Source organism: Novosphingobium chloroacetimidivorans (assembly GCF_014204535.1).
Taxonomy (GTDB): domain Bacteria; phylum Pseudomonadota; class Alphaproteobacteria; order Sphingomonadales; family Sphingomonadaceae; genus Novosphingobium; species Novosphingobium chloroacetimidivorans.
The window spans coordinates 281179-306411 of record NZ_JACHLR010000002.1 but is presented as its reverse complement, the minus strand read 5'-3'; the positions used below and the strand labels follow the sequence as shown (position 1 = coordinate 306411).

The 25233-nt window shown below is 67.4% G+C and carries 25 protein-coding genes; 10 read left to right on the top strand and 15 right to left on the bottom strand.

Going from position 1 to position 25233, the window contains the following annotated elements:
- Positions 1-6: 6 nt before the first annotated feature.
- From HNO88_RS03825 to HNO88_RS03810, 4 genes are all read right to left on the bottom strand, one after another.
- Positions 7-1302: a sensor histidine kinase gene (locus tag HNO88_RS03825; protein ID WP_184242744.1), complete on the bottom strand. Its 1296-nt coding sequence runs from the start codon at positions 1300-1302 to the stop codon at positions 7-9.
- Between the two features lie 758 nt (positions 1303-2060).
- Positions 2061-2906, bottom strand: coding sequence for an arginyltransferase (locus HNO88_RS03820; protein ID WP_184242743.1), 846 nt, complete (start codon positions 2904-2906; stop codon positions 2061-2063).
- 202 nt (positions 2907-3108) lie between these two features.
- Positions 3109-3876: an SDR family NAD(P)-dependent oxidoreductase gene (locus tag HNO88_RS03815; protein WP_184242818.1), complete on the bottom strand. Its 768-nt coding sequence runs from the start codon at positions 3874-3876 to the stop codon at positions 3109-3111.
- Positions 3877-3939: 63 nt separating this feature from the next.
- A complete protein-coding gene (locus HNO88_RS03810; RefSeq protein WP_184242742.1) occupies positions 3940-5241 on the bottom strand; it encodes a threonine ammonia-lyase in 1302 nt (433 codons plus the stop codon).
- 355 nt (positions 5242-5596) lie between these two features.
- On the opposite strand from HNO88_RS03810, the gene HNO88_RS03805 reads away from it, so the two are divergent.
- The 3 genes from HNO88_RS03805 (at position 5597) to HNO88_RS03795 (ending at position 9038) form a co-directional block, all read left to right on the top strand.
- Positions 5597-6493, top strand: a complete 897-nt coding sequence (locus HNO88_RS03805; protein ID WP_184242741.1) for an NAD(P)-dependent oxidoreductase — start codon at positions 5597-5599, stop codon at positions 6491-6493.
- Between the two features lie 135 nt (positions 6494-6628).
- Positions 6629-8395, top strand: coding sequence for an amidohydrolase (locus HNO88_RS03800; protein WP_184242740.1), 1767 nt, complete (start codon positions 6629-6631; stop codon positions 8393-8395).
- 7 nt (positions 8396-8402) lie between these two features.
- Positions 8403-9038, top strand: a complete 636-nt coding sequence (locus HNO88_RS03795) for an SOS response-associated peptidase (protein WP_184242817.1) — start codon at positions 8403-8405, stop codon at positions 9036-9038.
- A 9-nt stretch (positions 9039-9047) separates the two neighbouring features.
- Here the strand turns inward: HNO88_RS03795 and tatC are convergent, their stop codons facing one another.
- The 10 genes from tatC to HNO88_RS03745 all read right to left on the bottom strand — a co-directional run bounded on the left by tatC (position 9048) and on the right by HNO88_RS03745 (position 16665).
- Positions 9048-9857 carry a twin-arginine translocase subunit TatC gene (gene tatC / locus HNO88_RS03790; RefSeq protein WP_184242739.1) on the bottom strand — a complete coding sequence of 270 codons (810 nt, stop codon included), beginning with the start codon at positions 9855-9857 and terminating at the stop codon, positions 9048-9050.
- Between the two features lie 25 nt (positions 9858-9882).
- Positions 9883-10260 carry a Sec-independent protein translocase protein TatB gene (gene tatB, locus HNO88_RS03785; protein WP_184242738.1) on the bottom strand — a complete coding sequence of 126 codons (378 nt, stop codon included), beginning with the start codon at positions 10258-10260 and terminating at the stop codon, positions 9883-9885.
- Positions 10261-10285: 25 nt separating this feature from the next.
- A complete protein-coding gene (locus HNO88_RS03780) occupies positions 10286-10594 on the bottom strand; it encodes a twin-arginine translocase TatA/TatE family subunit (RefSeq protein ID WP_184242737.1) in 309 nt (102 codons plus the stop codon).
- Positions 10595-10745: 151 nt separating this feature from the next.
- Positions 10746-11333 carry an SMC-Scp complex subunit ScpB gene (gene scpB, locus HNO88_RS03775; protein ID WP_184242736.1) on the bottom strand — a complete coding sequence of 196 codons (588 nt, stop codon included), beginning with the start codon at positions 11331-11333 and terminating at the stop codon, positions 10746-10748.
- Between the two features lie 186 nt (positions 11334-11519).
- Complete coding sequence (locus tag HNO88_RS03770) at positions 11520-12305, bottom strand: segregation and condensation protein A (protein ID WP_184242735.1); 786 nt, start codon at positions 12303-12305, stop codon at positions 11520-11522.
- Complete coding sequence (gene nagZ, locus HNO88_RS03765) at positions 12302-13306, bottom strand: beta-N-acetylhexosaminidase (RefSeq protein WP_184242734.1); 1005 nt, start codon at positions 13304-13306, stop codon at positions 12302-12304. The genes HNO88_RS03770 and nagZ overlap by 4 nt, the downstream gene beginning before the upstream one ends.
- Before the next feature lie 240 nt (positions 13307-13546).
- A complete protein-coding gene (locus HNO88_RS03760) occupies positions 13547-14317 on the bottom strand; it encodes an SPOR domain-containing protein (protein ID WP_184242733.1) in 771 nt (256 codons plus the stop codon).
- A 2-nt stretch (positions 14318-14319) separates the two neighbouring features.
- On the bottom strand, positions 14320-16065 hold the full coding sequence (gene argS, locus HNO88_RS03755; RefSeq protein WP_184242732.1) for an arginine--tRNA ligase: 1746 nt from the start codon (positions 16063-16065) through the stop codon (positions 14320-14322).
- A gap of 48 nt (positions 16066-16113) precedes the next feature.
- Positions 16114-16416 carry a type II toxin-antitoxin system RelE/ParE family toxin gene (locus HNO88_RS03750; RefSeq protein ID WP_184242731.1) on the bottom strand — a complete coding sequence of 101 codons (303 nt, stop codon included), beginning with the start codon at positions 16414-16416 and terminating at the stop codon, positions 16114-16116.
- A 3-nt stretch (positions 16417-16419) separates the two neighbouring features.
- On the bottom strand, positions 16420-16665 hold the full coding sequence (locus tag HNO88_RS03745; protein WP_184242730.1) for a type II toxin-antitoxin system ParD family antitoxin: 246 nt from the start codon (positions 16663-16665) through the stop codon (positions 16420-16422).
- An 83-nt stretch (positions 16666-16748) separates the two neighbouring features.
- Here HNO88_RS03745 and miaB point away from each other — a divergent pair, with 83 nt between their 5' ends.
- Positions 16749-18095 (top strand): tRNA (N6-isopentenyl adenosine(37)-C2)-methylthiotransferase MiaB, encoded by a 1347-nt coding sequence (gene miaB, locus HNO88_RS03740; RefSeq protein WP_184242729.1) that lies wholly within the window; start codon positions 16749-16751, stop codon positions 18093-18095.
- Positions 18096-18185: 90 nt separating this feature from the next.
- Here the strand turns inward: miaB and HNO88_RS03735 are convergent, their stop codons facing one another.
- Positions 18186-18677 (bottom strand): RcnB family protein, encoded by a 492-nt coding sequence (locus HNO88_RS03735; protein WP_184242728.1) that lies wholly within the window; start codon positions 18675-18677, stop codon positions 18186-18188.
- Between the two features lie 254 nt (positions 18678-18931).
- Between HNO88_RS03735 and HNO88_RS03730 the strand changes: the two genes are divergently transcribed.
- The 6 genes from HNO88_RS03730 (at position 18932) to HNO88_RS03705 (ending at position 25172) form a co-directional block, all read left to right on the top strand.
- Positions 18932-19957, top strand: coding sequence for a PhoH family protein (locus HNO88_RS03730; protein ID WP_184242727.1), 1026 nt, complete (start codon positions 18932-18934; stop codon positions 19955-19957).
- Between the two features lie 111 nt (positions 19958-20068).
- Positions 20069-20371 carry a GIY-YIG nuclease family protein gene (locus HNO88_RS03725; protein ID WP_184242726.1) on the top strand — a complete coding sequence of 101 codons (303 nt, stop codon included), beginning with the start codon at positions 20069-20071 and terminating at the stop codon, positions 20369-20371.
- A gap of 118 nt (positions 20372-20489) precedes the next feature.
- On the top strand, positions 20490-20996 hold the full coding sequence (ybeY, locus tag HNO88_RS03720) for an rRNA maturation RNase YbeY (protein ID WP_184242725.1): 507 nt from the start codon (positions 20490-20492) through the stop codon (positions 20994-20996).
- Between the two features lie 8 nt (positions 20997-21004).
- A complete protein-coding gene (locus HNO88_RS03715; RefSeq protein WP_184242724.1) occupies positions 21005-21928 on the top strand; it encodes a hemolysin family protein in 924 nt (307 codons plus the stop codon).
- Between the two features lie 67 nt (positions 21929-21995).
- Positions 21996-22880, top strand: a complete 885-nt coding sequence (locus tag HNO88_RS03710; RefSeq protein ID WP_184242723.1) for a LysR substrate-binding domain-containing protein — start codon at positions 21996-21998, stop codon at positions 22878-22880.
- 99 nt (positions 22881-22979) lie between these two features.
- Positions 22980-25172: a prolyl oligopeptidase family serine peptidase gene (locus HNO88_RS03705; RefSeq protein ID WP_184242722.1), complete on the top strand. Its 2193-nt coding sequence runs from the start codon at positions 22980-22982 to the stop codon at positions 25170-25172.
- The last annotated feature ends 61 nt before the right edge of the window (positions 25173-25233 follow it).

The following is a 25233-nucleotide window of genomic DNA, read 5'->3' as shown; positions in this document are numbered from 1 at the left end:
GAAGCGTCACCCCGCCATCGGAATACGCACCGTCACCTCCAGCCCCCCACCTGCCCCATCCGCGAACGAGAGGCCTCCGCCAAAGCGGGTGAGCAGGCGATGGGCCATCGGGATGCCGAGCCCGAACCCCTTGGTCGTCCGCCCGCGCGCCTCGTCGAGGCGGAAGAACGGCTCCAGCACGTCGGCGAAATGGCGTGAGGGGATGCCCGGGCCATTGTCCACGATCGTCACCCGCCACTCCCCCGCCTGCTGCCTGACAGTCACTTGCGCAGTCGGCGCATAGCGGCAGGCATTCTCGATCAGCGCCGCCAGCGCCAGTTGCACCGGCTCGCGATACGTTTCCGCCACCGCCGGTTCCGGACAGTCGAGCCGCACGCATTCGCCGAGCGGCGCCACCACGGCCTGCAGCAGCTCGTGCAAGTCCACGGGCTCCGGCTCCGACCGCAGGTGCTGGGCACGCAGGAACTGTTGCAGCGAATCCAGCAACGCCTCCATCTCGGCATTGCTTTCCAGCAGCAGCGGGCCGAGTTCCGGATCCTCGACCAGCTCTGCCGCGATCTTCTGGCGTGCCAGCGGCGTGCGCAAATCATGTCCGATCGCCTCGAACGAACGCGCCTGATCCTCGACCAGATGGGCGATGCGATCCTGCATCTCGTTCATGGCATGGGCCAGGTTCTGAAGGTCGGTCGGCCCGGTTTCGCGAATGACCACGCGCCGGCCGCCGCCGATCGCGCGCGCGGCCTCGGACATACGGCGCAGGGGATGCGTAAGCACGCGCAAGGCCAGCAGCGCCAGCGCCAGGCAGACCAGCGCGGTGATGACCGTCATCCAAGTCGCCCGTAGCGCGATCGGCCACATCGAGGATATATCTTGCGACTCGAAATTCAGCCAATGCCCATCGGCCAGCTGCATCGATCCGATGAAGTCGCGCCTGCCCTTCTCCGCCCGCACGATCGCCAGGTGCAACGGGTTGTCGCTCAGCGACGGCTCCCAGCGCACGATCTGCACCGCAAGCTCGCCCAGGTCGGGATCGCGCAACTGGCGCTCGACTGTGGGCCGGTCGGCCAGCGCCACTTCCAGGTGACCGGACGTCATCACTTGCGTCAGCGCCTCGGGCCGCAGCCGCGAGACACGTTCGCTCACCACCAGCAGCTCGGCAACACGGCGGGCGTGGTCCTCGCGCAGGGTGCGGGCGTCGATGGCGCGATAGAACGAGACGCTGGCGATCACCTGCACCAGTCCGATCGCCACAACCAGCACGGCGGCATAAGCCGACAAGCGCAGCGACTTGGTGCCTGCCATGGTCCTCTCCAACCCGCGCGCGGTGCCACGCGTCAGGACCTTGTGCCACACGCAAGGCTACGTAGCGTCAAGCTTTGCTAGGCGGCGCAACACTTTGTCATCGGTGTCGGGCTTGCTCGGATCTCGAAGCTGGGCCGATCCTCGCGGCTTACCGACCCTCCCCTGCAAGGGGGGGACCGCTCGCGAAGCGAGTGGTGGAGGGGTGTAGCCATCGCGGTCGTTCACTAAGCTGGCGGTGACACCCCTCCGTCAGTCCTGCGGACTGCCACCTCCCCTTGCAGGGGAGGATCGAGGAGACGCGTGTCGGCTGGCGGCTTTGAGGTCAGTAGCGATTTTGCGCGAAAGTCGTCGAAGCTGGGCCGATCCTCGCGTTCTACCGGTCCTCCCCTGCAAGGGGAGGGGGACCGCTCACGCAGTGAGTGGTGGAGGGGCGTAACCCTCGCGGTCGTGCACTACACTGGCGGTGACACCCCTCCGTCAGTCCTGTGGACTGCCACCTCCCCTTGCAGGAGAGGATCGGGGAGCCGCATGCCGGCTGGCGGCTTTGAGGCCAGCAGCGATTTTGCGCGAAAGTCGTCGAAGCTGGGCCGATCCTCGCGTTCTACCGGTCCTCCCCTGCAAGGGGAGGGACCGCTCACGCAGTGAGTGGTGGAGGGGTGTAACCCTCTCGGTCGTGCACTACACTGGCTGTGAAACCACCCAGTCAGCCCTTCGAACTGACAGCTCCCTTGCAGGGAAGGATCTTCACCCGCGCGCGGTCAACCGACGGCGCAGCCGCCCGATACCGCCAGCCCATCCTTGCCCGAACCCTCGCCGCCAGTGCCGCGGGGCATGCTGGCGGCCGCGGCGATGAGGCGGTCCTGCTCGGCTTCGGCCATGCGCTCCCAGCCGCCGCGGGTGAGGCGCTCCAGCGGGCGGTAGCGGACCTTGTACTGCATGCGGGCCGAGCCCTCGACCCAGTAGCCGAGGTAGACATAAGCCAGCCCCGTTTCCGCCGCGCGGCGAATGTGATCGAGGATGATGTAGTTGCCCAGCCCCTGGCGCGCGTCGTGCTCGGGGTCGTAGAAGCTGTAGATCATCGACAGCCCGTCGCACTGCTTGTCGGTCAGGCAGGCGCCGACCAGCCGGCCCGGAGTGATGTCGTCCAGCGAGGGCTCGCGATATTCGATGACGTAGCTGGTGACGGGCGTGTGCTCGACCATGTCGGCGAAGTCGACTTCGTCCATGCTGGTCATCCCGCCTTCGGGGTGGCGCACGCCAAGGTACTTCTGCAGCAGCTCGAACTGCTCGCTGGTGGACCATGGCCGGCACACGGTCGCCACCAGGTCGCTGTTGCGCTTCAGGTTGCGCTTCTGGGTCGAGGACGGCGCGAACTCGTTGGCGGCGACCCGGACCGAAATGCAGGCATGGCAATCGAGGCAGGACGGCCGGTAGGCGACGGTCTGGCTGCGGCGAAAACCGATGCGGCCGAGCGCATCGTTCAGCGAGTCCGCGTGCGGACCCTTGAGTTCGGTGAACACCTTGCGCTCGCTGCGGCCCGGAAGATACGGGCACGGCGCCGGACTGGTCACAAAGAAACGTGGAAACCGAACGGGGGCCGTCACGTGGGCGCCTCTTCCTTCTTGAACCCTGGCATCATGCGTAAGGCCGATATGCATGCCGGCTGTGCGCGTTGAAAGTGTCTTAACCACAAAACGCGCAAGCCCCACGCGAAATCTGTGCAGCGGTGAACCTTTAAGGAAGACGCTGTCCCGCTTCGGATCGATAAGCGCGTCATCCCGCATGATGCTGCGCGCGGGCCACGTCTCAGGCGCCCTGCGCGATCACCAGGGAGAGGCCGCCATCGATGGTGACGGTGGTTCCCGTGATGTAGTCCGCAGTGTCGGAGAGCAGGAACACCACCAGATCGGCGACTTCCTCGGCGGTGCCGGCGCGGCGCCAGGGGATCGCCGCTTCCTTGCGCTTGCGCTCATCCGCGTCGTCGAGCGCGGATTGGTTCATCGGCGTCAGGATCATGCCGGGCGCGACCCCGTTCACGGCGATGCCCTGCGGCGCGAGTTCCAGCGCCAGCGTGGCGGTGAGCTGCGCAAGGCCGCCCTTGGCGCTGTCGTAGTCCACCGCGCCGGGCCGCGGCGCGCGCTCATGGATCGAGGACACGTTGACGATGCGGCCCTTGCCCCCGTCGAGCCCGCGCACGAAGCGGCGGCAGGTGAGGAACGGGCCGTAGAGGTCGGAGCGCAGCACCTCGTCGAATTGCGCCAGTTCCATCCTGGCGATCGGCGTATTGGCCATGTTCACCCCGGCCGAGTTGACCAGCAGGCTGACCGGCCCGAAGGCTTGCTCGGCCGCGGCGAACAGCGCCTCGACATCCTCCTCGCGCCCGACATCGGCCGGGCAGGCGATCGCCTTGCCGCCGACCTGCTCGATCGCGGAGACGACTTGGCGCGCTTCATCCTCGCTGGAATGATAGGTGAGCGCGACAGAGGCCCCGGCGCGCCCGAGCGCCAGTGCGCAGGCCTTGCCGATACCCGAACTGCCGCCTGTGACGACGGCGCAGCGTTGCTTGAGGTTCATCACCTCAGTGAACGTGCGAGTGGAGGCGGGGTTTCGCGGCACGGTCGCAAAACCCTGCGGATCTCAGAGTTTGCGCTGGGAGCGGCCCGGTCGCCGTCCCGAGATGGTCATCACCTCGTAGGTATAGCCCGCCTGCTCGAGGTCGTGGAGCAGGCCGTCGACCGCATCCTTGTCGCGGATCTCGTATTCGATCTCCACCTCGCTGCCCTTGGCAGAGAGCACGCCGAAGATGCGCTGGTGCTGCACTTCGATGATGTTGGCATCGTTGCGGGTGAAGATCTCGGCGATCTTGGCCAGCTCGCCCACCTTGTCGGTCAACAGGATGGCCAGTCGACCGATGCGCCCCGAGCGCGCGAGATTGCGCAGGATGACGTTGGCGAGGAAGCGCGGGTCGATGTTGCCGCCGGTCAGGATCACGCCGATCTTGCGTCCGGCGAACTCGGGCCGGAACGCCCCGTTCTTGAGCGGCAGCAACGCGGCGAGGCCGACGGCGCCCGCGCCTTCCACGACCGTCTTCTCGATGTCGAGCAGCAGCGAGATCGCTTCCTCGATCCGTGTCTCGGATACCACGCGCACTTCGTCGACATGCAGGGCGACGGCCGCGCGGGTGAGCAGGCCGGGCTCCTTGACGGCGATGCCTTCGGCGATCGTGTCTCCCCCGCCGCCGACCGCCTCGTTGCGGCTGAGCAGGTACATCGCGGGGTACTGGTTCGACTGCACGCCGACGACCCGAACCGCCGGGTTGATGCTCTTGGCCGCCACCGCGACGCCCGAGATCAGGCCGCCACCGCCGATCGGCACGACGATGGTGTCAAGCTGGGGCACGTCCTGCAGCATCTCGAGCGCGACAGTGCCCTGTCCCGCCATGACCTCGCGGTCGTCGAAGGGATGGACGAAGATGAGCCCGCGCTCGCCCTCGATGCGCCGCGCGATGGCATAGGCATCGTCGAAGGTCTCGCCATCCAGCACCACTTGCGCGCCGTGGCCGCGGGTCTGCTGCACCTTCACGATCGGCGTCGACTTGGGCATCACGATCGTGACCGGGATGCCGAGCCGCCCGGCGTGATAGGCCAGCCCTTGCGCGTGGTTGCCGGCCGAAGCCGCGATCACGCCGCGGGTCTTCGCCTCGGGCGGCAGCGTCAGCAGCTTGTTGAGCGCGCCGCGTTCCTTGTAGGCGGCGGTAAACTGCAGGTTCTCGAACTTGAGCCAGACGTCGGCGCCGACGATCTTGCTCAGCGTCTTGCTGTGCAGCGTCGGCGTATGCACCACCGCGCCGGCAATCCGCCCCGCCGCGGCGCGTACGTCCTCGGCAGTCAGCGCGGCCTGGGCGGGCGGCGCGGCGATGATTTCGAGCTGCTGGTCCATCCGGGCGCGGTACCGGAAACGGGGTGGATTGGGAAGGTGGCGCCTTTGCTGGTTTCACGCGGAGGCGCGAAGACGGAGGAAGAAGGAAGGAAGTGGCTCGCGCAGAGGCGCAGAGGCGCAAAGAGGGAGCGCTAGGCCGGCAGGCCCCTTTCTCTTCCGATCTTTGACCGGCGGCACTGTTGCGGGGCAAGGCGGCTTCGCCGCATCAACGGGTTCCTTCTTTCATCTCCTCTGCGTCTCTGCGCGAAACACCTCTTCTTTCCTTCTCCGCGTCTTCTCGCCTCCGCGTGAACCATCTACTCTTCCCACCGAACCGCCATTTGCTTTCCCGGCGAATGCGCTAGAGATGCGCGTCATGAGCGATGCACGAAAGGTTTCCTTCCTCGGCCTCGGCGTCATGGGCGGGGCGATCGCGCGGCATATCGGCGAGGCCGGGCATGCGCTGACGATCTACAACCGCTCGCCCAAGCGCATCGACGCCTGGCACGAGGCGAACCCCAGCCTTCAGGTCCGCGTCGCCACCAGCCCCGCCGACGCGGCCGAGGGCGCCGATGTGGTCATCACCTGCGTGGGCAACGACGACGACCTCGCCGACGTCGTGCTGGGGCCGCGCGGCGTGTTCAAGACCTTGCAGCCGGGCGGCACCTTCATCGACCACACCACCGTCTCGGCGCGGATCGCGCGGCAGATCTCGGTGGAGGCGCGCGACTTGCAGGTCCACTGCGTCGATGCACCGATGACGGGATCTCAGATCGGCGCGGAGAACGGCACGCTCACCCTGATGTGCGGCGGCCGCAAGTCGGCGATCGAAGCGGCGCGCCCCGTCATGGAGGCCTACTCGCAGCGCATCGTCCATGTTGGCAAGGCGGGCGCGGGACAGACCGCCAAGATGGCCAACCAGATCTGCATCGCCGGGATTGTCGCCAGCCTGGCCGAGGCGGTGCGCTTCGCCCAGGCCTCGCACCTCGACATGGAGCGGGTCTACGAAGCGATCTCCGGGGGTGCGGCGCAGTCCTGGCAGATGGACAACCGCTGGAAGACGATGAACGCCGACGAGTTCGACTTCGGCTTCGCCATCGACTGGATGAGGAAGGACCTGGGGCTCGCCATGGACGAAGGCCGTGGCCTGGGCGTGTCGCTGCCGATGACGGCGCTGATCAACCAGTTCTACGCCGACGTGCAGGCGATGGGCGGCGGGCGGCTGGACACCAGCGCCATCATCAAGCGCCTGCCGCGCAAGGGGAAGGCGTAGGCGGCTCCTGCGTGCTGCAACGCTCTTGTTTCACAACAAAACACCGTCGTCCCCGCGCAGGCGGGGACCCCGCTTTTCTTCGCGCGTTGAGCGGAACGCAGGAAGCGGGATCCCCGCCTGCGCGGGGACGACGAAATGAGAGGACGAAAGAACTTGTCGCCTAACTGGAAGCTTGTCGCCCTCCCGCTCCTGATCCTCGCCGCCCCCGCTCTTGCCAAGGAGCCCCCCGCCACCGGCACGCTGGTGGACAACGTCGTCGGCGTCACTCCGGACGGCAAGGGCGGCCTGGAGCGCTTCACCGGCCTGCTGATCGACGAACAAGGCCGCCTGGCCGCCGTCTATCGCGACAGCGACAAGCGCCCGAAGCGAGTCGCCTTCAAGGTCGACGGCAAGGGCCGCGTGGTCGTGCCGGGCATGATCGACGCGCATGTCCACATCATGGAAACCGGCTTCGCCAAGATGACGCTCGACCTCTCGGGCGCACGCTCGCTGGAAGAGGCGCTGGTGATGGTGCGCGCCTATGTGGCGGCGCATCCGGACCGCGCCTGGATCGAGGGCGGCGGCTGGAACCAGGCGAACTGGGCCAAGGACGCAGCGGGGGTCGACCGCATGCCCACCGCCGCCGAGCTCGATCGTGTGACCGGGGGCAAACCGGCATTCCTCAGCCGGGTCGACAATCACGCCGCCTGGGTCAACTCCGCCGCGCTCGCTGCCGCTCGCGTGACCGAAGGCACTGCCGATCCCGCCGGTGGCCGCATCGAGCGTGTGGGCGGGTCGCGCAAGCCGGCAGGCGTGCTGGTCGATGCCGCCCAGGACCTCGTGCGCGCCAAGCTCCCGCCGCCGCGCCCCTCGGACCGCGACACCGCGTTCGGCGAGGCGCAGCTGGAGTTCCTTCGCCAAGGCGTGACCGCCGTCGCCGACATGGGCACCACCATCCAGGACTGGCAGGCCTATCGCCGCGCAGGGGACGCAGGCAACTTGCGGATCCGCATCGTCTCCTACGCCAAGGGCGTCGATGCCATGGAACTGATCGGCGGCTCCGGCCCATCGGCCTGGCTCTATGGCGACCGGCTGAAGATCCAGGGCGTGAAACTATACCTCGACGGTGCGCTGGGATCGCGCGGGGCATGGCTGAAAGCGCCCTATGCCGATGCGCCCGAGACATCGGGCCTGCCGCGCATGAACGAGACGCAGCTGGGCAACCTGATGAGCCGCGCCGCGATCGACAACTTCCAGGTCGCGGTGCACGCCATCGGCGACAAGGCCAACGAAACCGCGCTCGACACGATCGCCCAGCTATCCGACACCTACAAGGGCGATCGGCGCTGGCGGATCGAGCATGCGCAAGTGCTTGCCCCCGCCGACATCGCCCGCTTCGTCCAGCACGGCACCATCGCCTCGATGCAGCCGCAGCACCAGGCGAGCGACCGTACGATGGCCGAAGCACGGCTGGGACCGCAGCGGCTGGCAGGAGCCTATGCCTGGAAGTCGGTCGCCGCGACCGGAGCCAGGCTTGCGTTCGGATCGGACACCCCGGTCGAACCGCCCTCGCCCTTCGTCGGCCTCGCCGTCGCGGTAAGCCGCCAGGGGGCGGACGGCCAACCCTCCGGTGGCTGGCAACCGCAGGAACGGCTGACGCTTGCCCAGGCGCTTAGCGCGTACACCAGCGGTGCCGCCTACGCGATGTTCGCCGAGGATCGCCTCGGGCGCATTGCGCGCGGCATGAAGGCCGACTTCCTGTTCGTCGACCGCGATCCGACCACCGCCACGCCGGACGCCCTGCGCCAGACCAAGGTGCTGGAGACATGGATCAACGGCGTGCAGGCCTGGAGCGCGGCGCGGGGCGTGGCGAAGCAGTCGCCGGCTTCGGCACAGCCACGCAAGGACGATGGCGGCCGCTGAGCGGGCCATGTGCAACCTCTACCGCATGACCAGGGGCGTGGCGGAGATCGCCCACCTCTTCGACGTGCTACCGGACGCCGGCGCCAACTTCGCCGAGGAAGTGTACCCCGGCTACACCGGGCTGGTCGTGGCCGAGGGTCGTGCCCGCGCGATGACCTGGGGCTTTCCCCTAGTCCTCAAGGGACGGCAGGGGCAGCCACTCAAGCCCAAGCCCGTGACCAACGCGCGTGAGGACAAATTGCTCACCGGCTTCTGGCTCCCGAGCTTCAAGACCCGGCGTTGCCTGATCCCGGTCACGGCCTGGGCAGAAGCGGAAGGCCGGCGCGGTGCGATGACGCGCACCTGGTACAATGTCGAGGGGCTGGAAACCATGGCGGTCGCGGGCCTGTGGCGGCCTACGCCGGAGTGGGGCGATGCCTATACCATGGTCATGACCGAGGCCTGCTCGCAGATGGTCGAAGTGCACGATCGCATGCCGGTGATCCTTGCGCCCGAACACTGGAAGGTCTGGACCGACGGCTCGGCCGACGACGCGCTGAGGCTGTGCGTGACATGCGACCTGACCTTGCAAGTGGATCGTACGCAGGAACGATGGGCCGGTGAGCCGACGCCGCCGCCCGAGCGCGAGCCGCGGCTGTTCTGATGCTGGCTGCTATTCTGCCGCCGCGCTCTGCGCCGCATCCTCTCGGGCCTTTTCGCGGGCATCGCCGCGTTCGGTGAACCACATCAGGATCAGCGTGCCCTCGAACAGCATGAGCAGCGGGACCGCCAGCAGCAGTTGCGAGATCACGTCGGGCGGAGTCGCCACCGCAGCGACGATGAAGATGCCGACGATGGCATAGCGCCGCGCGCCGATCGTCTGCGCGCGGGTGATGATGCCGGCTCGGTTGAGCAGCATCAGCAGCACCGGCAGCAGGAAGCTGATCCCGAAGGCCAGAATGAACTGCATGACGAGCGCGAGGTAGTCGCCGGTGCCCGGCAGCGCCTCCAGCTTCAAGCCGCCCTTCTGCCCCTCGAACCCAAGGAAGAAGTGGAAGGCGGTGGGCATCACCACGTAGTAGGCCAGCGCCGCGCCCATGGTGAACAGCACCGGGGTCGCGATCAGGAACGGTAAAAAGGCCTTCTTTTCCTTGGCATAGAGCCCCGGCGCGACGAAAGCCCAGATCTGGTTGGCGATGATCGGGAAGCTGACGAAGAACGCGGCGAAGATCGCCACCTTCACCTCGACGAAGAAGGCTTCGTAGAGCTTGGTGTAGATCAGCTTGCCTTCGCCCGGTGGAAAGGCGGCGGTCAGCGGACGCACCAGGAATCCGAAGATCTGGTCGGCGAAGTAGAAGCAGATCGCGAAGGCCACGCCGAAGGCGAACAGCGCGCGCATCAGCCGGGTGCGCAGCTCGATCAGATGGTCGAGCAGCGGCGCCTGGGTGTCGTCGATGTCCTGGATGCGAAAAGGTTTGGCCATCAGCGCCGGCCTGCAGGAAGCGCCATCATGGCGGTGGCAGCGGCAGCTGCGGTTCGGCCTCGTGGCGCGGCTCTGCCGGCTTGGGCGCTTCGAGCGAGGCGAGCGCGGCTTCCGCCGACGTGGGGTACACGGTCGCGGAAGGGGCCATGTCCTCGCCCGAGGGCAGCGTGGGATGCGCCTTCATGATCGCCTCGTTCTGCTCGCGCCACTTGCGCTCCATTTCCTCAAGCTCGGCCTCGCGCACCATGGTGTCGATGCCGGCGCGGAAATGGCCGGAGATGCGGCGCATCTTGCCGATCCAGCGGCCAGCGGTGCGCATGGCCGTGGGCATGTCCTTGGGCCCGATCACGACGACCGCGACGATCACGATCATCAGCATCTCGGATGCACCGACGTCGAACATGGTGTGGCCCCGGCGCGCTTGCGGTCTACGCGCCCGTCTTGTTCTCGTTCGACAGGTGCGTCATGCCCGGCTCCGGAACCGGCACGCCGGTCGCGGGATCGACGATCGTGGCGACGGGCTGCACCGGCGGCTGCGGGGCGATCTGCGCGGGCGGAGGCGGCGCTGCAGGAGACGTGGGCGAGGCATGATCCTTGCTCTCGTCGTTGATGCCTTCCTTGAAGCTTTTGATGCCCTTGCCGAAGTCACCCATGATGTCCGAGATCCGGCCACGGCCGAACAGGATCAGCACGACCAGAAGGACGATGATCCAGTGCCAGAGCGAAAGGCCACCCATAACTGCGACTCCAAGTTCTTGCGCCAGGTGGTGGCGCGGGGCTCATCTAGTGCTTTGTACGCCCGGATGCCAGCACGATCGAAGGCCTTGCACCGAGGTAAGCGGCCCCCATGGCGGCGCGATATGTCTTTCGTGTGACGGAGCACCCGGTTCACTCCTCACCTTCCTCGCTCTTGCTCCCTCCACCCAACGCCAGTTCGATCATCTCGTCATCGACAGGGTCGAGCAGCCCCGCTGCGCGCATCTCGTCGATGCCGGGCAGTTCCTTCAGCGTACCCAGGCCGAAATGGGCCAGGAAATCGGGCGTGGTGGCGTAGATTACCGGCCGGCCCGGCACCTCGCGCCGCCCGGCGACGCGCACCCAGCCCGCTTCCATCAGCACGTCGAGCGTGCCCTTGGCCGTCTGCACGCCGCGGATCGCCTCGATCTCTGCGCGGCTCACGGGCTCGTGATAAGCGACGATCGCCAGTACCTCGGTGGCAGCGCGGCTGAGCGGCCGGACGTGTTCGCGCTCGCGCCGCAGCAGGTGGGCCAGATCGGGAGCGGTCTCGAAGTGCCAACGCCCGCCGCGCTCGACCAGGCGGATGCCGCGACCGGCATAGTGCAGCTGCAGATCGCCCAACGCCGGGCGGACCATCGCACCGCCCAGATGCTGCGAGATCGCATCTGCCGACATCGGTGCCTCGGCCGCGAACAGCGTCGCCTCGACCGCGCGGACGAGGTCGTCGGGTTGGGTCATGGAGCCCACCTCATCCCTCTCCCAAGTGGGGAGAGGTAGCGCAGCTTGGCGGTTCACCGCCTAGCGTAGCTAGGAGAGGGGGTTCGACGCTGGAGAGCGCACAAACCCCTCTCCAACTACGCCTAGGCAGCGAGCTGCCAAGGCTCTGTACCCTCTCCCCGTCCGGGGAGAGGGGCATAGACCGTATCACCGCCCCGCCGCCTTGAGCCTGAGCGGCCCGAACGTCTCCTCCTGCGCCAGCTCCGCCTTGCCGGTTCGCGCCAGTTCGAGCGCGGCGACGAAGCTGGAGGCCAGCGCCGAACGACGCAGGCGCGGGTTGCTCCAGTCGCCATGATTGGCGGGCGGCAGGAAATCCCGCAACTCGATCCACTCGAGCGAGACGCCCAGCATTGAGGAGACCCGCGCGATCGCGCTTTCCAGCGTCATCACCATGCGCTCGCGCACCATGTGGACCACAGGCTCGCTGCGCACCTTCACGTCGGCATAGGCGCGCACGAGATCGAACCACTCGCACTGCCAGCGATTGCGGCGGTCGACCCGCAAACCCTCGGGCGCGCCGCGCAGGAAGACGTCGCGGCCCAGCCGGTCGCGGCCCATGAGCCGCGCCGCGCCTTCGCGCATGGCGCCCAGCCGTGCGAGCCGTAGTTGCAGCCGCAAGGCCAGCTCCTCGGGGCTGGGCTCCTCCTGCTCGTCCTTGGGCAGCAGCAGCGCGGACTTGAGGTACGCCAGCCAGGCCGCCATCACCAGGTAGTCGGCGGCCAGTTCCAGCCGCAGCTCCTCGGCCTCATCGATGTAGCCTAAGTACTGGTCGACCAGTTCCAGGATCGAGATGCGGCGCAAGTCCACCTTCTGCCGCCGCGCGAGATCCAGCAGCAGATCCAGAGGCCCTTCCCAGCCGTCGATCTCGAGGTGGAGCGCCTTCTCGGCAGGCGCGCTGGAGGCCTGCCAGTCGGTGGCAGGCTCGGCGATCATGCGGCGAGCGCCAGCAGCGCGTCCCGCTTGGCGGCAAGCTCGGCCTGAGCGGCGTCGGTCGGCGGCGGCAGATCGAGCGCGTGGGCGAGGCGTTGTGCGGTGCGCTCCGGCATCGTCGGGCAGGCCTTGGCGATCCCGACCATGTCGTCCATCTTCGCCCAGCAGTTGAGCGCGATGTCGCATCCCGCCGCCAATGCCCGCGCCGCATGCTCGGGGACGGAGCCTTGCAGCGCCTGCATGTCGAGATCGTCGGTCAGCAGCAGGCCATCGAAGCCGATGCGGCGGCGGATCACCTCACCCACCACGAAGGGCGAGAGCGTGCCCGGGTTCTGGCCATCCCAAGCCGTGTATCGCACATGCGCGGTCATGCCGACGCGCGCGTGGGACAGGCTGCGGAAGGGGCGCAGGTCCTCCTCCAGCTCGTCCTCGCCGGCAGCGACGGTGGGCAGTTCCTTGTGGCTGTCGGCCATCGCGCGGCCATGGCCGGGGATGTGCTTGATGCAGCCGGTCATCCCTGCCCGCGCCAACCCGTCGAGCGCCGCGCGGCCGAGCGCCGCGACGCGCATCGGCTCCGACCCGAAGGCGCGGTCGCCGATCACGTCGTGGGCGCCAGGCCGGCGCACGTCGATCGAGGGATAGCAGTCGACGGTGATCCCCACCTCGGCGAGATCGAGCCCGAGCGCCTGGGCATTGCAGCGCGCCGCCTCGATCGCGCTCGCCGGAGCAAGTTCGTAGAGGCGGTCGAACGCCTCGCCGGTCGGGTATGCCGGCCAGACCGGCGGCTTCATCCGCGCCACGCGCCCGCCCTCCTGGTCGATGCAGACGAAGAGGCGTTCGCGTCCGTGAATCGCGCGCAGGTCTTCGGTAAGCGCACGGACTTGCGCGCGGCTTTCTATGTTGCGGCCGAACAGGATGTAGCCGGCGGGATCGGCATCGCGGAAGAACGCGCGCTCATCGGCGCTGAGAGCCAGGCCGGACACGCCGAAGATTGCGGGGACCATCAGGCCGGACTCGCAGAAAAGCGCCGGACTCGCAAGTTTGGCGCAAGGCGATGTGCACAAGCCAGACGCCAATAGCGTGCGCCCGACAGATCCTCCCCTGCAAGGGGAGGGGGACCGCTCGCGGAGCGAGTGGTGGAGGGGTGTAACCCTCTCGGTCGTTCACGATACGAGCGGTGACACCCCTCCGTCACGCCTTTCAGGCGCGCCACCTCCCCTTGCAGGGGAGGATCTGGAGTTGACTCAACGCTTCACCTGGCAGCTCAGCCCGGCCGCCTTCAATGTCCCGCACAGCCGGTTCGCCGCCGCCGCGTCGCCAGGCACTGCCTGCAGGCGATAGACCGTGCCGATGTCCGCGCGGCCCTCGACGATGCGGTGCTTCACACTGGCCAATGCCTCGTACTGCGAAGACAGCCGCGTCCAGCCCGCTTCCGCCGATTCGCGGTTGGAGTAGGCGCCGACCTGCACCCCGACGCCGCTCACGTCCGCGGGCGCGGCTTCGCTGGCGGCGGCGCTTGGCGATGCCGCAGCCTTGGGCGTGGGCGCCGGAGCCGGGGCATCGCTGCCCATACGCACCTGCCGCGTCTGGCCTTCCGCCACCGCGAAGCTGGTGTCGCCGGTGCCGGCCACCACTTCGCCGCCGGGGTTGGCCGGCTTGGTCTTGTAAGGCGCCGCGGGTGCCTGGATCGTCTCGCCATCGGCGACGAGCGTCGTGTCGGGCCTGTCGCGCTGCAGCCACCAGATGCCGCCGACGATCAGCGCCAGCGCCGCCAGACCCAGCAGCACCAGCGCGATCAGCTGGCCGGTGTTGGAGCCGGCATCCTCGTAGTCGTCGTCATCCCCTTCCAGCCAGGGCAGGCGCACGTCCTCTTCGCCGAGGTCGAGCTCGCCGGTCTCTTCGAAACGGCTGTCGAAAGGGCGCTGGTCGGCGCCGGACGTGGGTGCCGCAGTGCCGTCCCCGTGCTGAAAACCGGGCTCCTCTCGCCCGCCCTCTCCTGGAAACGACATCGCCATCCTCACATTTCCTCCACTGCCTCGACGCCGAGCAGGGCCAGGCCGTTGCGTATCAGCTGCCCGATCTGGGTCGCAAGGAAAAGCCTAGCGGAGGTAAGGTTACCATCTTGTGCCACGATGAAGCGCTTTTCCGGCCGATCGTTGCCGACGTTCCAGTAACCATGGAATGCCGCCGCGAGATCCTGCAGGAAGAAGGCCATGCGATGCGCCTCGCGTGCGGACGCCGCCGCTTCGACGATGCGGGGAAACTGCGCCGCAAGCTTGATGAGCTCCAGCTCCTCCTCACCCAGTAGCTCGACGTGTTCGCCCGATGGCGCGAAGCCTTCGGCCGCGCCCTTGCGCAGGGTCGAGCTGACGCGGGCATGCGCGTACTGCACGTAGAAGACGGGATTGTCCTTGGAGGCTTCGACCACCTTGGCGAAGTCGAAGTCCATCTGCGCCTCGGGCTTGCGCGTCAGCATGGTGAAGCGCACCACGTCCTTGCCCACTTCGCGCACGACGTCGGCCAGCGTCACGAAGTTGCCGGAACGCTTGCTCATCTTCACCGGCTCGCCGTTGCGCAGCAGCTGCACCATCTGGACCAGCTTGATTTCGAACGGGGTGGGTTCCCCGTCGGCACCGGTCATGGCGGCGACCGCGGCCTTGATCCGCTTGACCGTGCCGGCGTGGTCGGCGCCCCAGATGTCGACCAGCGCGTCGGCGCTCTGGGCCTTCTGGTAGTGGTACGCGAGATCGGCGCCGAAGTAGGTCCAGCTGCCGTCGGACTTGCGGATGGGGCGATCCTGGTCGTCGCCGAACCGGGTGGAACGGAACAGCGGCAGCTCGACCGGCTCCCAATCCTCCAGCGTCTTGCCCTTGGGCGCTTCGAGCACGCCGTCGTAGACGAGCCCGCGCGAGCGCAGGAACGCCTCGGCCTCTTCGGGCTTGCCGGCGGCTTGCAGCTCCGCCTCGGACGAGAACAAGTCGTGCTCGATGCCGAGCAGCGCCAGGTCCTGCTTGATCATCACCAGCATGGCGGCGACTGCCCGCTCGCGGAACAGCAGCAGCCAGTCCGTTTCGGGCGCCGAGGCGTAGGTGGCGCCGAACTCGGCGGCGAGTTCCTGGCCGATCGGCACGAGGTAGTCGCCGGGATAGAGCCCTTCCGGGATCGTCAACGTCTCACCCAGCGCCTCGCGATACCGCAAGTGCGCCGAGCGGGCGAGCACGTCGACTTGCGCGCCGGCATCGTTGACATAGTATTCGCGCGTGACCTTGTGCCCGGCGAACTCGAGCAGCGTGCATAGCGCATCGCCGACGACCGCGCCGCGGCAATGGCCCATGTGCATCGGACCGGTCGGATTCGCCGAGACGTACTCGACATTGACGACGCTGCCCCCACCCATGTCCGAGCGGCCATAGTCGGCGCCCAGCTCGGCGATCGTGCGCAGCTCGGCAACCCAGGCGGCGGGCGCAAGGCGCAGGTTGATGAAGCCTGGCCCGGCGATCTCGGCGCCGGTCACGTTCGGCAGCTTCGTGAGTTCGCCGACCAGCGCCTCGGCCAGGTCGCGCGGCTTCATGCCGGCGGGCTTGGCCAGCACCATCGCGGCGTTGGTGGCCAGATCGCCGTGGGAAGGATCGCGCGGCGGCTCGACCGTGATCGCCCCTCGCTTCAGACCGCCGGGCAGAGTGCCCGCCGCTTCCAGCGCATCGAGCGCGATGGCAAGGTGGCCGGTGAAGGCCGCGTAGAGGGTCTGGTTCGCATCGGTCATAGCGCCGCGCGGTTAGCGGGTTTGCGGCGCGAAGGGAACTGCGATGGCTTAGTGGCTGATCACGTCGCCCTGCCAGTCCTCGCGGCCGTGGCGGATGCGCTGGATGATAACCTCGCCCCGATCGCCCACATCGTAAACTATCAGGTGTGATCGATATCGGTAAACGCGGGTGGGAGGATCGACCTCAGTGCGCAATCGTGCAGCGTGCGGGTAACTCGCCAGGAAATCGAACGTGGCGAACAGGCCTTCGTAGTAGGCATCGGCCGCGGACAGACCGAACGTGACTACGCCATTCTCGTACAAGCGATCGATATCGATGAACGCTTCGGTCGACAGCAGGAAGCCTGGCACCCGTCAGGCCTCGATGCCGACCCTTGCCAAAACCCGAGCACGAATGCTCTCCATAGTCTCGTCGCTGATCCCGCTCGCACGGCCTTCATCCACAAGCCGCTGCATGTTCGCGATCTTCTCCAGTCGCACCTGGTCACGCCTGATCAGGTCTCGGACGTAGTCGCTCGCGTTGCTGTACCGCCCGTCATGGGATTGAGCCTCGACCCAGCTCTTCATCTGGTCGGGTAGCGAGATGTTCATCGTAGCCATGACGGAAAGATCGTGCTTTTGGCAAACTTTGTCAATCGACCGCCCCCCTGTCGCCCAGCGCCATTATGCAGTAACGGCGCGCCATGCCTCAGATCGAGTCCCCCAAGACCTACCCCACCAGCTACCGGGTCAAGAGCTTCGGCTGTCAGATGAACGTCTATGACGGCGAGCGCATGGCCGAACTGCTTGGCAGCCAGGGCCTGACGGCCGCACCGGATGGCGTCGACGCCGACCTCGTCGTGCTCAACACCTGCCACATCCGCGAGAAGGCGGCGGAGAAGGTCTACTCCGACATCGGCCGGCTCAAGCGCGAGGACGGCACATCGCCGCTGATCGCGGTGGCAGGCTGCGTCGCGCAGGCCGAGGGCGAGGAGATCATGGCGCGCGCGCCCTCGGTCAAGATGGTGGTGGGCCCGCAAGCCTATCATCGCCTGCCCGAGATGGTGCGCGAGGCGGCGGCCGGTCGCCGCTCGACCGATACCGACATGCCGGCAGAGACGAAGTTCGGGCACCTGCCCGCCCGGCGCCGCTCGGGGCCGAGCGCCTTTCTCACCGTGCAGGAAGGCTGCGACAAGTTCTGCACCTATTGCGTGGTGCCCTATACACGCGGCGCCGAAGTCTCGCGGCCTCATGCCGACCTGATCGTCGAGGCGCGGCGGCTGGTCGACGGCGGCGCGCGCGAGATCACGCTGCTGGGCCAGAACGTCAATGCCTGGACGGGCGAGGATGCGAAGGGTCGGCTGGTCGGGCTCGACGGCTTGATCCGCGACCTGGCCGCGATCGCGGATCTCGCGCGCATCCGCTACACCACCAGCCACCCCAACGACATGACGGCCGGCCTGATCGAGGCGCATGCCAGCGAGGCGAAGCTGATGCCGTTCCTGCACTTGCCGGTGCAGTCGGGCTCGGACCGCGTGCTCAAGGCGATGAACCGCAGCCATACCGCCGAGAGCTACCTGCGCATCCTCGAACAGGTCCGCGCGGCACGACCCGACCTCGCCTTGTCGGGCGACTTCATCGTCGGTTTCCCGGGCGAAACCGAGGCCGAGTTCGAGGAAACGCTGCGACTGGTCGAAGCGGTCGGCTATGCGCAGTGCTTCAGCTTCAAGTACTCGCCCCGCCCCGGAACGCCGGCGGCGACGATGGACGGTCAAGTCGCGCCCGAGGTGATGGACGAGCGACTGCAGCGCCTGCAGGGAGCGCTCAACGTCACGCAGCTCGCCTTCAACCGGGCAAGCCTGGGCCGCTCATGCGACGTGCTGGTGGAGCGTCGCGGCAAGCTGCCGGGTCAGTGGCTGGGCAAGTCGCCGTGGCTGCAATCGGTGCACTTCACCGGCGAGGCAGCGATCGGCGATCTGGTCCGCGTGGACCTGGTGGATGCGGGGCCGAACTCGCTATCGGGTCGGCTCGCGCTGCAAGTGGCCGCTTGAAGCATCTTGGCTCGCCGCCCCGGCGAAGGCGGGGGCGGACGAGCCAAGGCACGGCGGCGAAGGCTTTAGCCCCCGCCGCGGTTCCACCGCTTACCAGAAGAAGCGATTGTAGACCTGCAGGACGCGGCCGGTGCGCATGTTCACCAGGACCACGTCGTTGCCGTAGCGCACCCAACGGGCGTTGCGGCCGGGGTTGGGCAGGCGATAGTTGCTGTAGTTGTTCACCCAGTAGCGGTTGCCGTAATACTGCGGCTGGAACTGGTAGCCGACCGCGATGGGACGGTAGGCATAGCCGCGCGGACCCTGGTAGGCCGGGCGGCGGAAGGCGTTGCGGTTGGTGCGGCGGTAGTCGCGCCAGTCCTCGCGCACCTCGCGGCGAGAATCACGCACCTCGCGGCGCGCCTCGCGGATGTCGCCCCGGTCGCCATAGCGCTGCGCGTCGCGCAGGTCGCGCTGGTCGCGGCGCAGTTCGCGTTCGCTCTGACGGACTTCTCGCGCGCTTTGCGCCTGGGCCGCGATCGGGACGAGCGTGGCGGGAACCAGCGTGCTTGCCGCCAGCGCGGCCATGATGATCTTACGCATTGCGTCTCTCCATAATCGGCGCCCGACTGACTGGCGCTGCGATGAGGAACATGACCTCTCCTCGCTGAACCGGTCGGGAACCGTGCCTTCAGGAATAATGCAGAAGTGTCGCACCCTGTATCGGGTTGCATGAACGCGCCGTTCAGCGAACCGCCGCCGCGATTGTGGACAGATGGGCGCGCCGGTCCTTGCGCAAGTCGCCGCGAAGTCTCAAATTGGCGGCAGACAATGGCGCTTTCACATGAAAGGAGCGCATGGCCCGAAAGTCAGCGCAGCGTCCGGAGATGACGCAGTTCAGGCCCGACCACCCAGCGCGGCGGGCTCGTGTCGAAGTGGATTTCGACCAACCCGCGCTGCTCGGGACCTTGTTCGGCCAGTTCGACGCCAACCTCGTCCAGGTTGAGAACCGGCTTGGCGTCTATATCGCCGCACGCGGCAACCGCATCCAGATCGAGGGCTCGGAAGATGCCGTGTCCCGCGCGCGCGAAACCCTGACGGGAATGTACCACCGGCTGGAGCAGGGCCACGACCTTGATTCCGGCGCTATCGAATCGCTGATCACCATGTCCGCAGAACCGACCCTGGAAGGGATCATCACCGGCGACGCCGCGCTCGGCACGCCGCCGATCATGATCCGGACTCGCAAGAAGACCATCGTCCCGCGCTCCGCGACGCAGATCGAGTACATGCGCTCGCTTGCCAAGGCGGACATCATCTTCGCGCTGGGGCCGGCGGGCACCGGCAAGACCTATGTCGCGGTGGCGCAGGCGGTCAGCCAGCTGATGACCGGCTCGGTGCAGCGCCTGATCCTCAGCCGTCCGGCGGTGGAGGCGGGCGAGAAGCTGGGCTTCCTCCCCGGCGACATGAAGGACAAGGTCGACCCCTACCTGCGCCCCTTGTACGACGCGCTCTACGACTGCATGCCGCCCGAGCAGGTCGAGCGGCGCCTCGCCAGCGGCGAGATCGAGATCGCCCCGATCGCCTTCATGCGCGGCCGCACTCTCGCCGACGCCTTCGTCATCCTCGACGAAGCGCAGAACACCACGCGCGAGCAGATGAAGATGTTCCTCACCCGCTTCGGCCAGAACAGCCGCATGGTCGTGTGCGGCGACCCGCGCCAGGTCGACATCCCCGGCGGCGATCGCATGAGCGGCCTGGCCGATGCGGTCACGCGGCTGGAGGGGGTCGAGGGAATCGACGTGACGCGGTTCACCTCGGCGGATGTGGTGCGCCATCCGATCGTCGGGCGGATTGTGGATGCCTACGAGGGTGGGGAGTAGCGGCAAGTAAGCGGGGCCCCCGCCTTCGCGGGGGCGACGATACTGAGGTCCACTTAAGTCCGTCGCCCCCGCGAAGGCGGGGGCCCCGCTTGTTCTTCTCAGAGGTCAGCAATGCAGAGGGGCGGCTGGGTCTACATGATGAGCGACCGCTACCGAGGCGGCATCTACACCGGCGTCACTGCGAACCTGCAAGCCCGCATCTACCAGCATCGCGAAGGTCGCGGTTCCCAATTCGTGCGGGAGAACGGATTTACGCGACTGGTCTTTGCAGAACCTCACGATGAGATCGAACCGGCGATCTTGCGTGAGAAGCGGATCAAGAAGTGGCGGCGGGAGTGGAAGATCAGGCTGATCGAGACGATGAACCCTGACTGGGACGATCTGTGGGATCAACTCGGCGGCGTGCTGCGCTGAAGAGAAGCGGGGTCCCCGCCTACGCGGGGCCGACGAGATGATGGCCTAAAAGTCCGTCGCCCCCGCGAAGGCGGGGGCCCCGCTTCCTTTGTTCCCGCACGAGCGGTACGAGCAAGCCATGAACCTCGAAACCGACGTCGAAGCACCCTGGCCAGCCGCCACCGACTGGGAATCCCTCGCCACCCGTGCTGCCGCGGCCGCTGCGCAAGTGGCCGAGGAACTCGCCCACCCGCGCCTTACCGCCAGCGTGCTGTTCACCTCGGACGAGGACGTTCACGCCCTCAACGCCGAGTGGCGCGGCAAGGACAAGCCGACCAACGTGCTCTCCTTCCCCATGCTGGAGCGCTCGGACCTCATCGACCTCGTCCCTAGCGGACCGCCCGAACTGATCGGCGATATCGCCCTCGCTTACGGGACATGCGCCCGCGAGGCCGAGGAGAAGGGCATCGCCATCGAAGCGCATGCCGCGCACCTCATCGTCCATGGACTGCTCCATCTCGCCGGCTACGATCACGAAACCGGCGACGAAGACGCCGAAGCAATGGAAGCGCTCGAAACAAAGGCTCTTGCGGTGATGGGCCTGGCGGACCCATATGGCCGCGACGTTGCAACTGACAGGGGCTGAATCACACGATGGCCGAGAATGGCCGCCACACCGACTCCGGACAGGGAGATCCGGACAGTAGTGGCTCGATCTGGCGGGTGATCCGCCGGATGTTCGTCTCCGATGTCGACCAGTCGCTGCGCTCGCAGATCGAGGACGTCATCAACGAGCACGAAGGCGAGGACAGCCAGGACCAGAGCGGCGACCTCTCGCCGCTCGAGCGCCAGATGCTGCGCAACCTGCTCCACTTCTCCGAGCACGACGCCGACGACGTCGCCGTGCCGCGCGGCGACATCATCGCCATACCCGCATCGGCCAGCTGGGACGAAGTGGTCGAGGCCTTCGCCGAGCACGGGCACAGCCGCATGCCCGTCTACGGCGAGTCGCTCGACGAGGTGCGCGGCATGATCCACATCAAGGACGTGTTCCCCATTCTCGCGCGCGGCAACGTGCCGCCGGTGGACTGGACGACGCTGCTGCGCCAGCCGCTGTTCGTGCCGCAGGCGCGCGGCGCGCTCGACGTGCTGGCCGACATGCGCGCCAAGCGCATCCATCTGGCGGTAGTGATCGACGAGTATTCCGGCACGGACGGCATCATCACCATCGAGGACCTGGTCGAGGAGATCGTCGGCGAGATCGAGGACGAGCACGACGACGCGCCCGAAATCCTGCTGGTCGCGCTGGAGGACGGCATGTGGGACGCGGACGCCCGGCTGGAGCTGGAGGAGGTTGCGGAGAAGATCGACCCCCGCCTTGCCGAAGTGGAGGAAGCCGTCGATACTCTGGGCGGCCTCGCCTTCGTGCTGGCCGAGCAAGTGCCCCAGGTCGGCCAGATCCTGGAGCATGAGAGCGGCTGGCGCCTGGAGGTCACCCAAGGCAACGAACGCCACGTAAGCCGGCTGCGGCTGCACCCGCCGGTCGAAGCGATGGCCGACCGAAGTGAGGGAGAGTGACCCTGAATAGCCCGACCGGCACGTCCCGGCGAACCCTGGGCCGAGTCCTGCCCGAACCGGCGGTCCGGTGGTAGTTCGCCGCCTTCCCCCCTTGCGCGCGCTCGAGGCGTTCGTGCGCGTGGTCCGGCTAGGCTCGGCCAAGGCGGCGGCGAGCGAGCTGGCGCTGTCGCCCTCCGCGCTGTCGCGGCGCGTGGCCGCGCTTGAGGACTTCACCGGCAAGCGGCTGTTCACCCGCCAGCACCAGTCGATGAAGCTGACCGATGAAGGCCACGCCTTCTACAACGCCATCGCCCCCAAGCTGGAGGAGCTGGCCGAGGCGGTCGAGGCGCAGATCGATCGCGGCCAGGTCCTGCGCCTGCACCTGGGCGTGCCCTCGCTGTTCGGCGGCCAGCGGCTGTTCCCGCGCCTGCCCGAACTGCGCAAGCTGCATCCGCGCCTGCACATCGACATCGAGACCGGCCCCAACCTGGAGTCTCAGGTCGGCGACTCTCTCGACTGCGCGATCATCCTCGCCAAGGCGCCCGATCCCGCCTTCTATTCGGTGCAGCTGGACCACAACAAGGTCTACGCGATCGTCTCGAAGCAGGTCGCCAAGGAACTGGGCGAGGTGCCCGACCAGGCCAAGCTTTCGCGCCAGACGATCCTGATCCACAACGACCTGCCCGACAGCTTCGATGCCTGGAAGGCGGCGCTCGGCATGAAGAAGCTGGAGCCTGCTTCGGTCGACCGCTTCAACTCGGGCCAGCTGGTGCTCGAAGCGGCCGCGCAAGGCCTCGGCATCGCCATCATGCACGACGACCACTTCCGCCGTGCGGGCGACGATCGGCTGGCGGTGCTCTACGACATCGATGTCGAAAGCCCCTACCGCTACTGGTTCATCTGCCGCCAGAAGGACCTGGAAAGCCGTCCGGTGAAGATCTTCCACGAGTGGCTGCTGAAGGCGGGCTTGTAGAGCGCCGGCCTCACCCGTCACGCGTACTCACACGCCGCTTGTCGATCCGCGCACCACGGGCCTATCACCTGCACCCGGAATAACGACACAGGGAACATCATGGCTCGACGTACGCTCGCCCTCGGCCTGGCCGGCAGTGCCGCGCTCCTCGTCCTGACCGCAGCTGCGCCGCCGCCACCGCCGCCGTTTCCCGCCGGCACCACCTCGGACAGCATCCAGGGCCAGCAGGTCGCCGACCCCTATCGGGAGCTGGAGAACGCGGCCGATCCCAAGGTCACGGCGTGGAGCGAGGCGCAGAACCAGCGCACGCGCGCCTACCTCGATGCGCTGCCGGGCCGGGCCGCCGTGGCCGCCAAGCTGACGCGCATGTTCAAGGATCGCTCGCCCGCGTTCTCCGGCCTGCACCACGCCGGCGACCGGACCTTCGCGGCCTATACCGACCCGGCGCTGCAGCAGACGATGCTGGTGACGCTGAACGGCGCCGCCGATCCGGCGACACGCAAGCCGCTGGTCGATCCCAACACCATGGACCCGAGCGGCCACACCGCGATCGACTGGTTCGTGCCCTCGCCCGACGGCAGCAAGGTCGCGGTCTCGATCTCGCAGAACGGCAGCGAGGACGGCACGCTGCACATCTACGACGCCGCGACCGGCAAGGAGGTCGAGGCGCCGATAGACCGCGTGCAGTTCCCCACCGCTGGTGGCTCGCTCGCCTGGACCGCGGACGGCAAAGGTTTCTGGTATACGCGCTTTCCCGATCGCAAGACCAGTCCCGAGACCGAGTGGCACTTCAACCAGAACGCCTACCTGCACGTGCTCGCCACGCCGGTGACGCAGGACAAGTTGGTGCTGAGCGGCAAGGACGGCATTCCCCGCACGGCCGAGATCTTCCTCAGCAATGCGGAGCATGGCCAGGCGGCGCTCGCCTCCGTGCAGTGGGGCGATGGCGGCCAGTGGCTGCACTATGTGCTGACGCCCGATGGCAAGGCGCGCAAGATCGCCGAGTACGAGGACCGTGTGATCGGTGGCGCGGTGATCGCGCGGGACGGCACGGTCTATGGCGTCTCGCGCAAGGATGCGCCGATGGGCAAGGTCGTGAAGCTCGCCGCGCCATACACCGGCGGTTTCGCCAAGGCGCAGGCGATCGTGCCGGCGCGCACCGATGCGGCGATCGTCGACGGCGGCCAGTCGGACGAGCCGCTGGTGCTGGCCAACGGCAAGCTGTTCGTCACCCGCATCGCCGGCGGGCCGAACTCGGTCGGCATCTATGACCTCGCCAGCAAGGACCTGGGTGCGCTGGACGTGCCGCCGGTCTCCTCCGTCAGCAACATCGTCGCGCTGCCTGGCGGAGACGTGCTCTACGACGTCAATGGCTACACGCAGCCGCCCCATTACTTGCGATGGAGTGCGGCGACGATGAAATCGACGCCGACCGCGATCCGGATGACCACCTCGGTGTCCTACGCCGATACCGAAGTGAAGCAGATCTTCGCCACCTCCAAGGACGGCACCAAGGTTCCGGTCACGCTGGTGATGAAGAAAGGCACCAGGCTCGACGGCAAGAACCCGCTGCTGCTCTACGGCTACGGCGGATACGGCGTGAACATGTCGCCGGGCTTCTCTGCGGCGCGCACGCGCATGCTGCTCGATGGGGGCATGATCTACGCGCTCGCCAACATCCGCGGCGGCGGCGAGTATGGCGAGACCTGGCACCAGCAGGGCATGCTGACCAAGAAGCAGAACGTGTTCGACGACTTCACCGCGGCCGCGCAGACGCTGATCGCGCAAGGCTACACCAGCCGCGACAAGCTGGCGCTGCAGGGCGGCTCCAACGGTGGCCTGCTGATGGGGGCGCAGATCACCCAGCATCCGGACCTCGCCAAGGCGGTGATCGCCCAGGTGGGCATCTACGACATGCTGCGCGTCGAACTCGATCCCAACGGTGCGTTCAACGTCACCGAGTTCGGCACGGTGAAGGATCCGGCGCAGTTCAAGGCGCTCTACGCCTACTCGCCCTACCATCACGTGGTGAAGGGCACTGCCTACCCAGCGGTGCTGCTGATGACCGGCGCCAACGACGGGCGCGTGAACCCGTTCCACTCGCGCAAGTTCGCCGCGGCGCTGCAGGCGGCGACATCGTCCAAGGCGCCGATCCTGCTGCGTACCTCGGCGAGCTCGGGCCATGGCCAGGGCTCGTCGCTGGACGAAGTGATCGCGCAGCAGACCGACATGACGATGTTCCTGTTCGACCAGCTCGGCGTCGATGCGGCGAAGGCGGCGGCGGCGAAGTAGAGTCAGTGCGCTCTCATCCGATCCGGATGGGAGCGCAGCGGCTGCGGCCTCGCGCAGCCGG

Bases quoted from the DNA above. Each gene is read 5' to 3' on its own strand.
- HNO88_RS03715 (WP_184242724.1), top strand. From the start codon at position 21,005: ATGGCCGAGAATGGCCGCCACACCGACTCCGGACAGGGAGATCCGGAC.
- HNO88_RS03805 (WP_184242741.1), top strand. From the start codon at position 5,597: ATGAGCGATGCACGAAAGGTTTCCTTCCTCGGCCTCGGCGTCATGGGC.
- HNO88_RS03810 (WP_184242742.1), bottom strand. From the start codon at position 5,241: ATGGACCAGCAGCTCGAAATCATCGCCGCGCCGCCCGCCCAGGCCGCG.
- scpB (WP_184242736.1), bottom strand. From the start codon at position 11,333: ATGACCCAACCCGACGACCTCGTCCGCGCGGTCGAGGCGACGCTGTTC.
- HNO88_RS03770 (WP_184242735.1), bottom strand. From the start codon at position 12,305: ATGATCGCCGAGCCTGCCACCGACTGGCAGGCCTCCAGCGCGCCTGCC.
- HNO88_RS03825 (WP_184242744.1), bottom strand. From the start codon at position 1,302: ATGGCAGGCACCAAGTCGCTGCGCTTGTCGGCTTATGCCGCCGTGCTG.
- HNO88_RS03795 (WP_184242817.1), top strand. From the start codon at position 8,403: ATGTGCAACCTCTACCGCATGACCAGGGGCGTGGCGGAGATCGCCCAC.
- HNO88_RS03705 (WP_184242722.1), top strand. From the start codon at position 22,980: ATGGCTCGACGTACGCTCGCCCTCGGCCTGGCCGGCAGTGCCGCGCTC.
- HNO88_RS03725 (WP_184242726.1), top strand. From the start codon at position 20,069: ATGCAGAGGGGCGGCTGGGTCTACATGATGAGCGACCGCTACCGAGGC.
- HNO88_RS03745 (WP_184242730.1), bottom strand. From the start codon at position 16,665: ATGGCTACGATGAACATCTCGCTACCCGACCAGATGAAGAGCTGGGTC.
- ybeY (WP_184242725.1), top strand. From the start codon at position 20,490: ATGAACCTCGAAACCGACGTCGAAGCACCCTGGCCAGCCGCCACCGAC.
- HNO88_RS03760 (WP_184242733.1), bottom strand. From the start codon at position 14,317: ATGGCGATGTCGTTTCCAGGAGAGGGCGGGCGAGAGGAGCCCGGTTTT.
- HNO88_RS03780 (WP_184242737.1), bottom strand. From the start codon at position 10,594: ATGGGTGGCCTTTCGCTCTGGCACTGGATCATCGTCCTTCTGGTCGTG.
- tatC (WP_184242739.1), bottom strand. From the start codon at position 9,857: ATGGCCAAACCTTTTCGCATCCAGGACATCGACGACACCCAGGCGCCG.
- HNO88_RS03730 (WP_184242727.1), top strand. From the start codon at position 18,932: ATGGCCCGAAAGTCAGCGCAGCGTCCGGAGATGACGCAGTTCAGGCCC.
- HNO88_RS03735 (WP_184242728.1), bottom strand. From the start codon at position 18,677: ATGCGTAAGATCATCATGGCCGCGCTGGCGGCAAGCACGCTGGTTCCC.
- HNO88_RS03815 (WP_184242818.1), bottom strand. From the start codon at position 3,876: ATGAACCTCAAGCAACGCTGCGCCGTCGTCACAGGCGGCAGTTCGGGT.
- nagZ (WP_184242734.1), bottom strand. From the start codon at position 13,306: ATGGTCCCCGCAATCTTCGGCGTGTCCGGCCTGGCTCTCAGCGCCGAT.
- argS (WP_184242732.1), bottom strand. From the start codon at position 16,065: ATGACCGATGCGAACCAGACCCTCTACGCGGCCTTCACCGGCCACCTT.
- HNO88_RS03800 (WP_184242740.1), top strand. From the start codon at position 6,629: ATGAGAGGACGAAAGAACTTGTCGCCTAACTGGAAGCTTGTCGCCCTC.
- tatB (WP_184242738.1), bottom strand. From the start codon at position 10,260: ATGTTCGACGTCGGTGCATCCGAGATGCTGATGATCGTGATCGTCGCG.
- miaB (WP_184242729.1), top strand. From the start codon at position 16,749: ATGCCTCAGATCGAGTCCCCCAAGACCTACCCCACCAGCTACCGGGTC.